This is a genomic window from Geodermatophilus sabuli (assembly GCF_010686765.1).
In the GTDB taxonomy this organism is placed as follows: Bacteria; Actinomycetota; Actinomycetes; order Mycobacteriales; family Geodermatophilaceae; genus Geodermatophilus; species Geodermatophilus sabuli_A.
Genome location: NZ_JAAGWF010000003.1, coordinates 115,921 through 129,260, shown reverse-complemented (window position 1 = coordinate 129,260; position 13,340 = coordinate 115,921). Strand labels below are relative to the sequence as shown.

13 protein-coding genes are annotated in these 13,340 nt (G+C 73.6%); 7 read left to right on the top strand and 6 right to left on the bottom strand.

Annotated elements, in window-relative coordinates; genetic code table 11:
• Positions 1-19: 19 nt before the first annotated feature.
• The 4 genes from GCU56_RS02375 to GCU56_RS02360 form a co-directional block, all read right to left on the bottom strand.
• Positions 20-1,009, bottom strand: a complete 990-nt coding sequence (locus GCU56_RS02375; protein WP_345771593.1) for a vWA domain-containing protein — start codon at positions 1,007-1,009, stop codon at positions 20-22.
• Positions 1,010-1,015: 6 nt separating this feature from the next.
• Positions 1,016-1,924 carry an AAA family ATPase gene (locus GCU56_RS02370; protein WP_163480004.1) on the bottom strand — a complete coding sequence of 303 codons (909 nt, stop codon included), beginning with the start codon at positions 1,922-1,924 and terminating at the stop codon, positions 1,016-1,018.
• Positions 1,925-2,096: 172 nt separating this feature from the next.
• On the bottom strand, positions 2,097-2,942 hold the full coding sequence (locus tag GCU56_RS02365; protein ID WP_163479904.1) for a mycofactocin-coupled SDR family oxidoreductase: 846 nt from the start codon (positions 2,940-2,942) through the stop codon (positions 2,097-2,099).
• Positions 2,942-3,778: a mycofactocin-coupled SDR family oxidoreductase gene (locus tag GCU56_RS02360; RefSeq protein WP_163479903.1), complete on the bottom strand. Its 837-nt coding sequence runs from the start codon at positions 3,776-3,778 to the stop codon at positions 2,942-2,944. The genes GCU56_RS02365 and GCU56_RS02360 overlap by 1 nt, the downstream gene beginning before the upstream one ends.
• Positions 3,779-3,909: 131 nt before the next feature.
• Here GCU56_RS02360 and GCU56_RS02355 point away from each other — a divergent pair, with 131 nt between their 5' ends.
• Positions 3,910-4,515, top strand: a complete 606-nt coding sequence (locus GCU56_RS02355) for an acyl-CoA-like ligand-binding transcription factor (protein ID WP_163479902.1) — start codon at positions 3,910-3,912, stop codon at positions 4,513-4,515.
• Between the two features lie 37 nt (positions 4,516-4,552).
• Here GCU56_RS02355 and GCU56_RS02350 read toward each other — a convergent pair whose 3' ends face one another.
• Entirely contained in the window at positions 4,553-4,903 is a 351-nt protein-coding gene (locus GCU56_RS02350) for a hypothetical protein (RefSeq protein ID WP_163479901.1), read from the bottom strand.
• A gap of 315 nt (positions 4,904-5,218) precedes the next feature.
• On the opposite strand from GCU56_RS02350, the gene GCU56_RS02345 reads away from it, so the two are divergent.
• The 3 genes from GCU56_RS02345 (at position 5,219) to GCU56_RS02335 (ending at position 8,846) form a co-directional block, all read left to right on the top strand.
• A complete protein-coding gene (locus GCU56_RS02345) occupies positions 5,219-6,412 on the top strand; it encodes an MFS transporter (protein ID WP_163479900.1) in 1,194 nt (397 codons plus the stop codon).
• 126 nt (positions 6,413-6,538) lie between these two features.
• Positions 6,539-7,522, top strand: coding sequence for an ABC transporter substrate-binding protein (locus tag GCU56_RS02340; RefSeq protein WP_163479899.1), 984 nt, complete (start codon positions 6,539-6,541; stop codon positions 7,520-7,522).
• Between the two features lie 40 nt (positions 7,523-7,562).
• Entirely contained in the window at positions 7,563-8,846 is a 1,284-nt protein-coding gene (locus GCU56_RS02335; protein WP_204331319.1) for an aminomethyltransferase family protein, read from the top strand.
• A gap of 23 nt (positions 8,847-8,869) precedes the next feature.
• Here GCU56_RS02335 and GCU56_RS02330 read toward each other — a convergent pair whose 3' ends face one another.
• Complete coding sequence (locus GCU56_RS02330) at positions 8,870-9,781, bottom strand: PaaX family transcriptional regulator C-terminal domain-containing protein (RefSeq protein ID WP_204331318.1); 912 nt, start codon at positions 9,779-9,781, stop codon at positions 8,870-8,872.
• Between the two features lie 124 nt (positions 9,782-9,905).
• On the opposite strand from GCU56_RS02330, the gene GCU56_RS02325 reads away from it, so the two are divergent.
• From GCU56_RS02325 to GCU56_RS02315, 3 genes are read left to right on the top strand one after another with little or no spacing between them, the layout of a single operon-like run.
• Positions 9,906-11,285, top strand: a complete 1,380-nt coding sequence (locus GCU56_RS02325; RefSeq protein WP_163479897.1) for a hypothetical protein — start codon at positions 9,906-9,908, stop codon at positions 11,283-11,285.
• Positions 11,286-11,290: 5 nt separating this feature from the next.
• On the top strand, positions 11,291-12,904 hold the full coding sequence (locus tag GCU56_RS02320; RefSeq protein WP_204331317.1) for a long-chain-fatty-acid--CoA ligase: 1,614 nt from the start codon (positions 11,291-11,293) through the stop codon (positions 12,902-12,904).
• Positions 12,901-13,329, top strand: coding sequence for an acyl-CoA thioesterase (locus GCU56_RS02315; RefSeq protein ID WP_163479895.1), 429 nt, complete (start codon positions 12,901-12,903; stop codon positions 13,327-13,329). Before GCU56_RS02320 ends, GCU56_RS02315 begins: the two co-directional genes overlap by 4 nt.
• Positions 13,330-13,340 lie beyond the last annotated feature (11 nt).

Here is a 13,340-nt window from a genome sequence, read left to right as displayed (position 1 = left end):
CCGGGCCGGTCCGACCCGGTCAGTCGGTGAAGACGGCGGTGAGCGCCACCGCGACGTCCCGGTGGTCGCGCACCAGCCGGGCCCGGCCGCGACCGAGCCGGGCGAGGTCGCGGCCGAGCTCGACGTCCTGCTCCCCGGAGGTGTCCAGCAGGACGTCGAGCCGGGGCAGCCGGGCCGCGGTCAGCCGGGGGTCGGGTCCGGCGTTGTGCACGCAGTCGGACAGCAGCAGCACGCGGGCGTCACGCGGCGGGACCCCGTCCAGCTGACGGGCCGCGGTCTCCAGCGCGAAGGACACGTTGGTCAGTCCCTGGGCCGGTACCCGCAGGAGCAGCTCCAGGACGGCCAGCGGCGCGACCTGCTCGCCCATCCGCACCAGCACCGCGGCGTCGGACCAGAAGGCGACGACGGCGAGGGAGTCGCGGGCCAGTTCGCCGGCCAGGGCGCCCACCGTGGCCGCCGCCGTCCGCACCCGCTCGCCCCTCATGGACCCCGAGACGTCCACGACCAGCACGACCGAGCGCCGCTGCCGCACCCGCTCGCGCACCACCAGGTCGGTGCCCGCCGGGTGGGGGATGCCGGCGATCGCCTCGAGCGTGCGCTCCAGGTCCAGCTCGTCGGAGCCCCCGCTCCAGGACAGGCTGGCCAGCTCGCCCACGCCGCGGCGGGGGCGCTGGTCGCGCGGCGGGCGCGGCACCGCGAGCCGGCGGGCGATCTGCCGGGCGCGGGCCCGGGTCAGCTGGTCGGCCGCGCTCTCGGTGGCCAGGTCGGCCAGCGCGATCAGGTCGGCCGGCTCGTCGGTCGTGCCGGACGCCGTCCCGCCGGTGCGGGTCGCCGCCGTCCGCGCCCGCCGCCGGTCCCCGGAGGACAGGGCCATGCCGGCGCCGCCGCGCGACGGCTCGTAGAGCAGCGGTTGCTCGGTGAGCTGCTTGGGCCTGCGCCGGAGCGGCCGCATCCCCGCTGCCCGCGCTCCCGGACGGTCGCGCCGGGTCACCGGGGAGTCGGCGTCCACGGCTCTTCAACCGGGCTCCGCCGCGGCCGGGGAGAGCAGGAAGTGGTCCTCCCAGATCTCGCGGAGCACCCTCTCCGGGGTCGTCTCCAGCGTCTCGTCGAGGAAGACCCTGCCGGACAGCGCCAGCAGCATCGCGTCCAGGACGACGGCCGTGTACTCCTCGGGCAGGCCGCGCGGCGGCGCGACCGACGGGTCGTCCGGGAGCGGCACCTCGCGGATGGCGGCCAGCTGGGCGGCGACCAGCGCGACGTCGATCGCGCCGCGCACGCTGCTGCCCTGCCGCAGGTCCTCGCGCTCCCGGGTGGCCCGGGTGAGCGCCACCGCGTCCGCGACCAGCCGCGGGGACCCCAGCCCGGTCCGGCGGGCGACGATGCCCCGCTCGGCCTCGGCGTCCTGGTAGCCGATCGCCAGCCGGCACAGCCGGTCGTGCACCGACGTCGACAGCCGGGTGGTCCCGATCGTGTCGTAGGGGTTCATCGAGGCGATGACCCGGAAGCTCGCCGCCGCCTCGACCGTCCCCACCCGAGGGACGGTGATCCGCCGCTCGGCCATCGCCGTCAGCAGGGTGTTGAGGGTGTCCTCGGGCGCCCGGTTGAACTCCTCCACGTAGAGGAAACCCCCGGAGCGCATGGCCTCGACCAGCGGACCGGGCACGAAGTTCTCCGGCGAGTAGTCCTCGCGCAGCACCCGGGCCGGGTCGTGGTGCCCCACGAGCCGGGTGGGGGTCAGGTCGGCGTTGCCCTCGACGAAGACCAGCGGGATGCCCCACTCGGCGGTGATCGAGCGGAGCAGCGTCGACTTCGACGTCCCCGGCGGTCCCTCGAGGAGGACGTCGCGGCCGGCGGCGACCGCGGCCAGCAGCAGGTCCAGCTCCCCGGTGCGGCCCACCAGGTGGCGAGCCACGCGGGTGCGGATCGCGCGGACGTGCGCGCCGTCGTCGAAGGTGACCCGGTGGCCGGTGACGACCGGGTCGTCCCCGGTGGGATGTGCGATGTGCTCGGTCAGGACGTGCTCCTCGGGCTGGTGCTTGCGGGGCCTATCGGGGAGGGGACGGCGGCCGGGCCGACCGCCGTCCCGACGGGCCGCCTCACAGGACGGCGGCCCCCGCATCGACCGACAACTGGGTGCCGGAGACGTACACCGCCTCGTCGGAGGCGAGGAACAGGACGGCGTTCGAGACGTGCACCGGATCGATGAACCCGATCCCGAAGGGGTTCAGCCCGGCGAACGACGGCTCGGCGTCGGCCAGCGTCGGGTGCTCCAGGTCCGGCCGGAACAGCTTGTACGTCGTCTCGTTCTTCACCATCGGGGTGTCGATGGCGTTGGGGTGGATGGTGTTCACCCGGATGCCGTGCGGTCCCATCTCGTTGGCCAGCACCTTCATCAGCCCGACGATGCCGTGCTTGGTCGTCGTGTACGCCGCGACGTTGGCCAGCCCCTTGAAGCCGGCCAGCGAGCTGATCAACGTGATGGAGCCGCCCCGCCCGGTGGCCAGGAGCGCCGGGGTGGCGACCTTCACGGTGTGCCAGACCCCGGTGACGTTGACGTCCATCAGGTCTGCCCAGGACTGCTCGGGGACCTCGTGGGTGTTCGTGCCGAAGGTGAAGATGCCGGCGTTGGCGATCACGGCGTCGAGCCTGCCCAGTTCGGCCACCCCCTCGTCGACGGCCTTCTGGAGGGCGGCGACGTCCCGCACGTCGGCCTGCCGGGCGACGATCCGTCGGTCCAGTGCCTCCACCTGGCGGACGGTCTCCGCGAGATCCTCCGCCGTGGCGCCCGGGTAGAAGGCGGGAGTGACGCTGTCGATGGGCGCGCAGATGTCCACGGCGATGATGTCGGCGCCCTCCTGCGCGAGCCGGACCGCGTGGCTCCGCCCCTGCCCCCGGGCGGCACCGGTGATGAAGGCGACCTTGCCCTCCATGCGACCGGCCATCACTTGATCACCGACCCAGCGTCGACCGGGAGCTGGACCCCGGTGACGTAGCGCGCGTCGTCGCTGACCAGCCACAGGATCGCGTTGCTGATGTCGACCGGCTCCACCCACTGGATCGGCAGCGCGTTCAGGCTCTGGAAGGCCTCGCCGACGTCGTCCCGGGTGACGTCGGCCGGCGCCTTGTCCGGTCGGAAGGCGGCGTACGTCTGCTCGTTGTGGATCATCGTGGTGTCCACCGAGGTCGGGTGCACCGAGTTCACCCGGATCATGTGCGGCGCCAGTTCGTTGGCCAGCGTCTTCACCAGACCGACGACGCCGTGCTTGGCGGCGACGTAGTGCGCCAGGTTGGCCAGGCCCTTGATGCCGGCGGTGGAGCTGGTCAGCACGATGGCTCCGCCGTTGCCGCCCGCCTTCAGGTGGGGGACGGCGGCCCGCACCGTCTTGAACACCCCGGTGAGGTTGATGTCGATCATGTCGTCCCACATCTCGTCGGTCATCTCGTCGACCGGCGCGAAGCTGGCGATCCCGGCGTTGGCCAGCACGATGTCCAGCCGGCCGAGCTGGGCGACGCCGTCGTCCACCGCGGCCCGGAGCCCGGCGGTGTCCCGGACGTCGGCCTTGCTGGCGACGATCCGGCGGTCGAGCGCCTCGACCTGGCGGACGGTCTCGTCCATGTCCTCCTGCGTCGCCAGCGGGTACCCGACCGTCCCCACCGTGCCCAGGAGGTCGACGGCGATGATGTCCGCGCCCTCCTGCGCCAGCCGGAGGGCGTGGCTGCGGCCCTGACCGCGAGCCGCACCGGTGATGAAGGCGACCTTGCCCTCGAGCTTGCCCATCGCAGTTCCTCCTGATCGGACGACCGGCTCCGCGAGCCGCGCTGTGACGTGCATCGCAGGTTATGACACCAGGTGTCACAACAAAAGTGTCGGGGGCGACCCGTCGCGGACACCTCGGGCACCATCACGGCATGCAGGAACGGTGGAGGCCCGAGGCCGGCGAGCGCGGTGGCCGCCCGGCCGCGACCACCGCGCACGAGCTGGCCGCGGTGGCGCAACGCCTGTTCCTGACGATCGGCTTCGAGAAGACCAGCATCGAGGACATCGCCCGGGCGGCGGGGATCAGCCGACGCACCTTCTTCCGCTACTTCGCGACCAAGGCCGACGTGCTGTTCGTGGAGTCCCCGGCCGAACTCGCCCGGTTGCGGGAGGGGCTGCGGCAGCCGGCTCCCGGCGATCCGTACCGCGCCGTCGTCACGCGCGCGGTGGCGGCCGCCCTGCACGTGCCGGCGAGCGAGCACGAGTGGGCCCGGCAACGTGCCCAGCTGATCCTCACGGTGCCGGCACTGCAGGCGCACGCGTCCCTCGTGTTCGCCGAGTGGCGGGACTCGGCCGCCGAGTTCGCTCGCGGGCTGCCGCACACCGACGAGCTCTTCCCCCTGGCGGTGGGCCACGCGGTCCTCGCCGGGACGCTCGCCGCGCACGAGCACTGGATCACCCATCCGGGCAGCGACCTCGCCCAGGTCCTGGTCCGCATGCTGGACCTGGTGCTCCCGGCCGAACCGACGGCACGGTGATCGCGGCGGCCGGGCCGGAGCCCGCGGCGGCCGGCGGTCAGGCCCGCGTCGCGTCGAGCAGTTGCAGCAGGTCGTGTGCGGCGAGCTCGATCTCCTTGTGACCCCACTCCGCGGCGCGGTAGTGGCAGGCGATGATCCCCATCCGGTGCACGCGGCGGAAGTCGCCGAAGACGAAGGCGTACCGGCCCTTGGTGCCGTCGTTGGCCCCGTCGGTGAGTGCCAGGTGCCAGGCGGCGTACTCCTCCCACGAGTGCCGGGCGAGGAAGGCGTTCTCCTCCTCGGCGGAGGGCTGCACCCGGCCCCACTCGCTGCGCAGGACGTAGTGGCGGGCGGCGATGAGGTCCCGCGCGTGGGCGAGACCGGCGTCGTTCACGAGGTACGTCGGCATGGCGTCTCCGTCGGCGGCCGCCCGGGGGGTGGCGCCCACCCGGTGACCTGTCGTTGACCGTCCTGGCGCCCGCCATCGTCCCGGCTCGGCTGTCGTCCGCACCACAGCCGATCGACACGCCGGTCGGCCGCCGCCCCCGGGGAGGGGAGGGCGATCCGGAGGCGAGCGGGCGGCGGGTGCCACGCATACCGTCGCGGTCGGTGGCCCGCCCCGGGGCGGGCGCCGGGGGAGAGGAGCGAGGTCCTGACGTCGGCAGCAGAGCCACCCCGTGCGGACGCCGGCGGCCGGACGCGCCGGGCGTCGGCCGCCTCCCCGATGCCGCTCCTCCAGGCCGTCGGGCTGGTCAGCACGCTGGACCGGTTCGCGATGGCGCCGATGCTCGTGGCCATGGCCGCGGATCTCGGCGCTCCGGTGGCGGACGTCGTCGCCGCCGCGGGCGTCTACTTCCTCGTGTACGGACTGTCCCAGCCGCTGTGGGGCGTCGCCGCCGAGCGGTTCGGTCGGGTGCGCACGATGCGGGTGGCCCTGCTCCTGGGCGGCCTGCTGACCGCGGGCTCGGTGCTCTCCGCCTCACTCGCCGTCCTGGCGGTCACCCGAGGCCTGGCCGGGGGGTTCTTCGGCGCGGCCTACCCCTCGTGCCTGATCTACCTGGGTGACACCGTCCCCGCGGCCGCTCGACAGCACGCCATCTCGCGGTTGATGGTCGGCGTGGCCCTCGGTACGGCCGTGGCGTCCGCGGGCGCGGGCGTCGTCGCGGACCGGTTCACCTGGCGGGCGGCCTTCCTCGCCACGGGCGCCGGGGCGCTGCTGCTGTCCTGGGTGCTGCGGTCCCTGCCCGAGCCGCGGACCGGCCTGGCCCGGTCGTCGCCGTCGGCGTCCCTGCGACTGATCGGTCGATCCCGGCCCGCGCTCCTGGTCCTGGGCCTGGCGTTCGTGGAGGGTGCCGTCCTGATCGGCGTGGTGACGCTGCTGCCGGTCGCGGCCCATCACGGCGGCGCCTCGCTCACGTCGGCGGGGCTGGCGACCGCGGTATACGGCGCCGCGGTCCTGGTCGGGTCCGCCGTGTTCGGGCGCCTGTCGCGCCGCTGGCACCCGTGGCGCCTGATCACCCTCGGCGGCTCCCTGGCGGTGCTCGCCTGCTCGTTGCTGGCCACCACGCAGCAGCTCTGGATGGCGGCCACGGTCGCGGGCCTCCTGGGGCTCACCTGGACGGCGCTGCACGCCTCCCTGCAGACCTGGGCGACCGAGGTCCTGCCGGCCGCCCGGGCCCTGGTCGTGGCGTGCTTCGCCGGGGCCCTCTTCGCCGGGAGCTCGGTGGCCGCGGTCGCGCTGGCCGATCTCGTCGACGCCGGCCGGTTCACCCTGATCTCCGGTCTGGCCGCCGTCCTCGCGGCCGCGCTGACCGCGGTGGCTGCCATCGCCCGGTCCCGATGGGCCCCGACCTCGGACGGGGGAGCCCCGCACCCGACGTCCCCGCCGGCAGCCGGCCCGTCGACCTCCGGTCGCTGAGACGGGGGTGCCAACCGCGGCCTGGGCCCACTGTCGACGTCGCTGTTGACGGTCGACCGCGCCGGTGTCTAACGTGATGTGCGCGCCGCCACACTCGAGTCAGCGGCCGTGTCCCGAGGAGCCGACATGCGCAGGTCCACAGTTCTGCCCGCGGTCGCCGCCGCCTGCCTGGCGCTGGCCGGGTGTGGAGGTGGTGAGGCGTCCGGCGAGCCGGAGGCCACGGGCAGCGGGACCTCGGTGACCCAGGTGTCCCTGGGCGTCCTCCCGCTGGTGGACCTGGCACCGATCTACCTGGGCGTGGAGGAGGGCTTCTTCGCCGACGAGGGGATCGAGCTCAGCTTCACCACCGCCCAGGGCGGAGCCGCGATCATCCCGAGCGTGCTCGGCGGTGAACTCGACTTCGGCTTCAGCAACCCGACGTCACTGATCCTCGCGCGCAGCCAGGGGCTCCCGGTCAAGATCATCGCGCCCGGCGGCTCGAGCACCGGCGAGGTGGGGGCCGACTACGGCGCCGTCGTCGTGGGGCCGGGCAGCGACATCACCGACGCCGCCGGCCTGGCGGGCCGCCGCGTCGCGGTGAACACCCTGCGCAACATCGGCGACACGTCGATCCGCGAGTCGGTCCGGGCCGCCGGTGGTGACCCCGACGCCGTCCAGTTCGTCGAGCTGCCGCTGCCGGACATGGCCGCCGCGCTCCAGACCGGGCAGGTCGACGCGATCTGGGTGGTCGAGCCCTTCCTCACCGGGGCGCTCGCGCAGGGAGCGGTGCCGGTGGCGTGGAACTGGATCGACGTCTCGCCGGACCTGATGGCCTCGGCCTACTTCACCTCCGAGCAGAGGCTGCAGGAGGACCCCGACCTCGTGGAGCGGTTCGCCACCGCGGTGGCCCGATCGGCCGAGTACGCGCAGGAGAACCCCGAGGAGGCCCGGGACGTCATCACGACCTACACGCAGATCCCGCCGGAGGTCGTCGCGGAGGTCACGCTGCCCGGCTGGGAGCCGGAGGTGAACGTGGACTCGACGCAGCGGCTCATCGACCTGGCCCTGGAGGACGAACTCATCGAGTCCGAGGTCGCCGTCGAGGACCTGGTCGCCGAGAGTGCCCGGTGACCGCGCAGCGAGGGCCGCGACGCAAGGGGAGGAACCGGCGATGACCTACACGGTGGACAGCATGCGGACCCCGCCGCCGACCTACGCATGGACGCGGTTCGGCGAGCCGGAGTACACCGACTGGCTGGACGAGAGCCTGTCGTGGAAGGACGCCTGCTACATCGGCAACTGGTCCTTCCTCTGGCAGCACCGCTTCACCGGCCCCGACGTCCTCCGGCTGTTCTCGGACTTCTCGGTGAACAGCTTCGCCCGGTTCCAGCTCGGCCAGTCCAAGCACGTGATCCACACCGACGGGGACGGCAAGGTGATCCACGAGGGGATCCTCACCCGCTTCGGTGCGGAGGAGTTCATGCTGCACGGCCGGGGTGGGTTCTGGATGAGCCATCAACTCGCCCGCGGGGGCTACGACGCCCGGGTGGAGCGGGACGACTGGTTCATCTTCCAGGTGTCGGGCCCGAGCTCGATCGCACTCCTCGAGGAGGTGACGGGCTCGCCCCAGTTGCGGGACACCGGGTTCATGCGGGTCGCGCCCGTGACGATCGCCGGGCACCAGGTGTGGGCCCTGCGGCAGGGCATGGCCGGCGAGGTCGGCTTCGAGCTGCAGGGGCCGATCGAGCACGGCCAGGAGGTCTACGACCTGATCGTGGCGGCCGGGCAGCGGTTCGACCTCCGCCGGCTGGGCTGGCGAGCAGCCCCCATCAACCACCTCGAGGCGTGCTTCCCGACCATCGCCACCGACTACATCCCGGCCATCTTCGGCGCGGACATGGCCGGGTACCTGGCCGAGTTCACCGCCTCGATGCCGGCGTTCGCGCAGCCGGCGTACATCGCCGGCAGCTACGACGGCCGCGAGGTCGGCGAGTACTACCGGAGCCCGGTCGAGCTCGGTTGGGCGCGGAACATCGTCTTCGACCACGACTTCCTGGGCCGCCCCGCGCTGGAGGCGGAGAAGGCGGACCCGCGACGGGTGATCCGCACGCTGGTCTGGGACAGCGAGGACGTCGGCGACGTCTTCATGTCGCTGTTCCGGCCCGGGCAGGTGTACCCGTTCATGGAGATGCCCCGCGATCCCCGGGGGTTCATGTGGGCGGACCGGGTCACCGTCGGGGACGACCTGGTCGGCGTGGCCACCTCCCGGGGCTACAGCCACCACTTCCGCGAGATGCTCTCGCTGTGCACGATCGACGTCGCGCACAGCGAGCCGGGGACCCGGGTGACCGTCCACTGGGGGACGCCGCAGGGTCCGCAGAAGGCGATCCGGGCCACGGTCGCCCCCGCCCCGTACAAGACCGACCGCCGCCGCAGCGACCTGCGCGCCGTCTGACCCCGGCGCGGGGCGGCGAGGGCTCAGGCCTCGGACAGGGCCTCGGTCGAGGTGTGGTGCCGGGCGAGTGGTGCGGCAGCCGGGTCGTCGACCGCGACGAGCTCGCGGAAGCGGCGGGTGGCCCGCGGGCCCAGGGCGTCGTAGACGTCGGTGAACAGCTCGCGGGCCCGGCGTGCCGGCCAGTCGGCGGGGAGCAGTTCCACCGGAAGTTCGGGGTCGAGCGCCGGGAAGGTGCGCCAGACGTCGATCAGCGTCGTCCGCCGGACCAGCGCCTCGGTGTCGCTGACCTCACCCGCGTGGACCCGCTCGGCGATGTCGCCGAAGTCCGCGAGGAAGGCCGTGTAGCGGTCGCTGAGGCCCTGCAGGTCCCAGGCGCGCGCCGGATCTCCCTCGGCCGGTCCGCAGGCCGTGCCCACGACGATGGTCGCGGTCGTCAGCGAGAGCTCGGCGAGCAGGGCGCCGGCCTCGGCGCTGTGATCGCCGGGGGCGGTCCAGACGCCGTCGAAGAGCGCGGTGAAGCCCAGCCAGCGCAGGCGCGTGCGCAGGGTGGACCGCAGCGGGCGGTTCTCCTCGGGGACGGAGAAGGCGACCATCGTCCACCGGCCGTCCCACGGCTGGGGGTCGTTGCCGAACCGGAAGATCCGGCGGGTGCCCTCGACCAGGGTGGCGTGGCCGGTCTCGCTCAGGGCGTACGCCGTCCGCCGGCCCTGGCGGGTGGCGACCAGGAGGTCCTTGCGGGCCAGGCGGCTGATCGCGGCCCGGGCGTTCGGCTCGGTGACGCCGAACTCGGCCAGGAGCCGGACCAGCGCCGTCGACGGCAGCGACTCGCTGCGGTGGTACCAGAAGTCGCCCAGCAAGGTGAGGAGCAGGTGCTGCGGCCGGGTGCCGACGGCGGCACCGGACGTGGCGTCGGGGATCGCCGTCACCTCGCTCACGCCAGGGATCGTAGGCACCTGGCGGGCCGGCTCACCGCTGGACACCATCGTTGACGCTCGTCCGGATGAGCGTCTAGCTTGAGTCGGTCCGTGCGGACAGCGACGACGCGACGAGCGAGGAGCCATGGACGATCTGCGCGAGCAGTACCTCCGCGCCAACCAGTACCGCGACCTCGCCTTCGTGGAGCGGCCCTACCTGGGCAGTCCGGGGGCGCCGGCGCAGGACGAGTCCAACACCAGCCGGCTGTGGGCGCACCTCAACGGCGGCTTCCTCATGGCCCACGAGTACACCCGCTGGTGGGAGGAGTCCCGCGCGCTGCGGACGACGGCCGTGCTCGGCGACTGGAGCTGGCTGAACAAGGTCCGGATCACCGGACCGCACGCCGAGGCGTTCCTGGACCGGATCTCCGCCAAGAGCGTGCTGAGCCAGCAGGTCGGAGCCACCCGGTTCACCCCGATGCTCAGCGCGGCCGGCCGCATCGCCATCGAGGGGGTCGCGCTCAAGCTCGCCGACGACGACTTCCTCTTCACCCAGTCCGGCGCGCAGTTCTGGCTGCCCCTCCAGGCGCAGAGACTGGGCATGGACGTGCACCTGGCCGACCAGACGCCCGACTGGACGTGCTTCGCCCTGCAGGGGCCGCAGTCGCTCCCGGTGCTGGAGGCCGTGACCGGCGAGTCGTTCGCCGACCTGCGCTTCTCCCGCTGGCGCCGGACCACGCTGTTCGACACCGAGGTGATCGTCCAGCGTCAGGGGGTCACCGGCGAGATCGGCTACGAGTTCCTCATGCGGACCGACACCGGGCGCGCCCACGAGCTGTGGCGGCGCATCCGGGACGTCGGGCGGGACGTCGGACTGCGGGAGCTGGGCTACCGCGCCCAGATGATCGGCCACACCGAGAGCAACGTGCCCACCGTCATCCGCGACTACCTCCCCGACCGCTTCCCGGCGGACAAGCTGCCCCGCTTCGCCCGGCTGTGGGCCACCGACGACGAGCTCGCCGCACTCGACCACGACCTCACCGAGCACCTGGTCACGCCGGCCGAACTCGGCTGGAGCCGGGCGGTCGACCTCGACCACGACTTCGTCGGGCGGGACGCCGTGCGCGCCGAGGCCGACGCCGGCGGCCCGACCCGGCGATGGCGCGCCCTGGTGTGGGACGCCGACGACGTCGGCGAGCTCTTCGCCGCGCAGTTCCGCGATGCCCCGGCCCCGCCGGCGCCCGACCAGGCCTGGGGTCAGTTCCGGCTGCAGTTCCACCGCGTCCGTCGGGACGGCGAGGCGGCCGGCTGGGCGTCGGCGGCCGCGCACAGCCCGACGCTGCGCCGGATGGTCAGCCACGCCCGCCTGGACGCCGGGCTGCAGCCCGGCGCCGAGGTCACGGTCGACTGGGGCTTCCCGGGCTCACCGACCTGGCGACTGCGGGCGACCGTCTCCGAGCAGCCGCTGCTGCCCGACCACCGGCGCGACGACCCGGTCGCGGCCGCCGCCGCGCGGGGGGAGTGAGGACCGTGCACCAGTCCCTGGACATCGCCGCGATCCTCCGCCGCGCCGAGCAGTTCGCCCCCGGCCGCGAGGTGGTCAGCCGCCGTCCGGACCGCTCCCTGCACCGCACGACCTACGCCGAGCTGGGTCGCCGGTCGCGGCAGCTCGCCTCCGCGCTGCTGGGCCTCGGGCTCGAGCCCGGCGCTCGGGTGGCCACGCTGCTGTGGACGCAGGCCGAGCACTGGGAGGTCTACTACGCCGCCCCGATCGCCGGGCTGGTCACCCATCCGCTCAACCCGCGGCTGCACGCCGACGACGTCGCCTACATCGCCGCCGATGCCGGCGACCGGGTCCTCGTCGTCGACGAGTCGTTCCTGGGCCTCTACGCGGAGATCCGCGACCGGACGCCGTTCCGGCACGTGGTCGTCGTGGGGCAGGCGCCGGAGGGGCTGCTGTCCTACGAGGAGCTGCTCGCCGGCGGGGACCCGCAGTGGCAGCCGGGCGAGCTCGACGAGTGGTCCACCGCGCTGGTGACCTACACCAGCGGGACCACCGGGCGGCCCAAGGGGGTCGAGGTGAGCCACCGGGCCATCGCGGTGCACGCGCTGTCCAGTGCGCTCAGCGGGTGGCTGGCGATCCGGGACGACGACGTGGTCATGCCGGTGGTGCCGATGTTCCACGCGCTGGCCTGGGGCTGGCCCTACACCGCGGCGCTGCTCGGGGCCAAGCAGGTGCTGCCCGGCCGCTTCCTCGACCCGGCCAGCCTGCTCGAGCTCGTCGCGGGGGAGCGGGTGACCCTCACCGGTGGTGTGCCCACCGTCTGGATGGGCCTGCTGACGACTCTCGACGGTGCGCCCGGTGCGTACGACACCAGCTCGCTGCGCGCCGTCCTCAGCGGTGGTGCCACCGCACCGCCCGCGATGATCGAGGGGCTGCGCCGGCGGCACGGCGTCCCCCTCGTGCACACCTGGGGCATGACGGAGCTGGTCATGGGCGCCATCGCCAACCTCACCGACGAGCTGCGGCAGGCCCCGGAGGAGGAGCAGCGGCGGCACCGCCACGCCCAGGGGCTGCCGATGCCCTTCCTCGAGATCCGGGCCCGGGGCGACTCCGGCCTGGTGCCCTGGGACGGACGGAGCATGGGCGAGCTCGAGGTCCGCGGGCCCTGGGTCGCCCGGGAGTACGTCGGGGACCCGCAGGCCAGCGGGCAGCAGTGGACCGACGACGGCTGGTTCCGGACCGGGGACGTCGTCGCGATCACACCGCACGGGTACATCCACATCCAGGACCGGGCCAAGGACCTGGTGAAGTCCGGTGGTGAGTGGATCTCCACCCCCGAGCTGGAGAACGCGCTGATGGACCACCCGGCGGTGGCCGAGGCGGCGGTCATCGCCGTCGCGGACGAGAAGTGGACCGAACGGCCGATGGCGGTGGTGTCCTTCAAGCCCGGGGCCTCGGCCACGCCCGAGGAGCTGCGGGAGTTCATCGCTCCCAAGGTCGCCCGCTGGTGGCTCCCGGAGCGCGTGGAGTTCGTCGAGGCGATCCCGAAGACGGCGGTGGGGAAGTACGACAAGATCGCGTTGCGGCAACGGTTCGACGGCCCCGACGCCTCGGCGCCCGGTCACGAGGACCGAGCATGAGCGGGAGCGCCGAGGGCGGGCAGCACCTCTACCGCGGCCGGGTCGCGTGGGTCGACACCGACGCCAGCGGCCGCATCCACTTCACGGCGGCCTTCCGCTGGGCCGAGGCCGCCGAGCACGACCTGCTGCGCAGCCTGGGCCACTCGTTCCACGGTGGCTTCCCGCGGGTCGACGTCCAGGCCACCTATCGCGCGGCACTGCGCTTCGACGACGCGTTCGAGCTCGCGCTCGGCGTCGTCAGGGTCGGGAGGTCCTCGATCGCCTATGCCTGGACGGTGCACACGGGCGGCCGGCCGGCCGTCGAGGGGCGCCACTCCGTGGTCTACGTCGGCGACGGGGAGCGGCCACTGCCCCTGCCCGAGGCGTTCCGGGGCCAGCTCGCCGGCATGCTGCAAGCGGCTCCCGACGGCGTGCCGCCGTCCTGAGGCGGCGCGTC

What these genes read in the sequence shown, in the direction of transcription:
- GCU56_RS02355 (WP_163479902.1), top strand. Translation starts at nt 3,910, where the DNA reads ATGCAGGAACGGTGGAGGCCCGAGGCCGGCGAGCGCGGTGGCCGCCCG.
- GCU56_RS02340 (WP_163479899.1), top strand. Translation starts at nt 6,539, where the DNA reads ATGCGCAGGTCCACAGTTCTGCCCGCGGTCGCCGCCGCCTGCCTGGCG.
- GCU56_RS02365 (WP_163479904.1), bottom strand. Translation starts at nt 2,942, where the DNA reads ATGGCCGGTCGCATGGAGGGCAAGGTCGCCTTCATCACCGGTGCCGCC.
- GCU56_RS02325 (WP_163479897.1), top strand. Translation starts at nt 9,906, where the DNA reads ATGGACGATCTGCGCGAGCAGTACCTCCGCGCCAACCAGTACCGCGAC.
- GCU56_RS02315 (WP_163479895.1), top strand. Translation starts at nt 12,901, where the DNA reads ATGAGCGGGAGCGCCGAGGGCGGGCAGCACCTCTACCGCGGCCGGGTC.
- GCU56_RS02350 (WP_163479901.1), bottom strand. Translation starts at nt 4,903, where the DNA reads ATGCCGACGTACCTCGTGAACGACGCCGGTCTCGCCCACGCGCGGGAC.
- GCU56_RS02335 (WP_204331319.1), top strand. Translation starts at nt 7,563, where the DNA reads ATGACCTACACGGTGGACAGCATGCGGACCCCGCCGCCGACCTACGCA.
- GCU56_RS02360 (WP_163479903.1), bottom strand. Translation starts at nt 3,778, where the DNA reads ATGGGCAAGCTCGAGGGCAAGGTCGCCTTCATCACCGGTGCGGCTCGC.
- GCU56_RS02345 (WP_163479900.1), top strand. Translation starts at nt 5,219, where the DNA reads ATGCCGCTCCTCCAGGCCGTCGGGCTGGTCAGCACGCTGGACCGGTTC.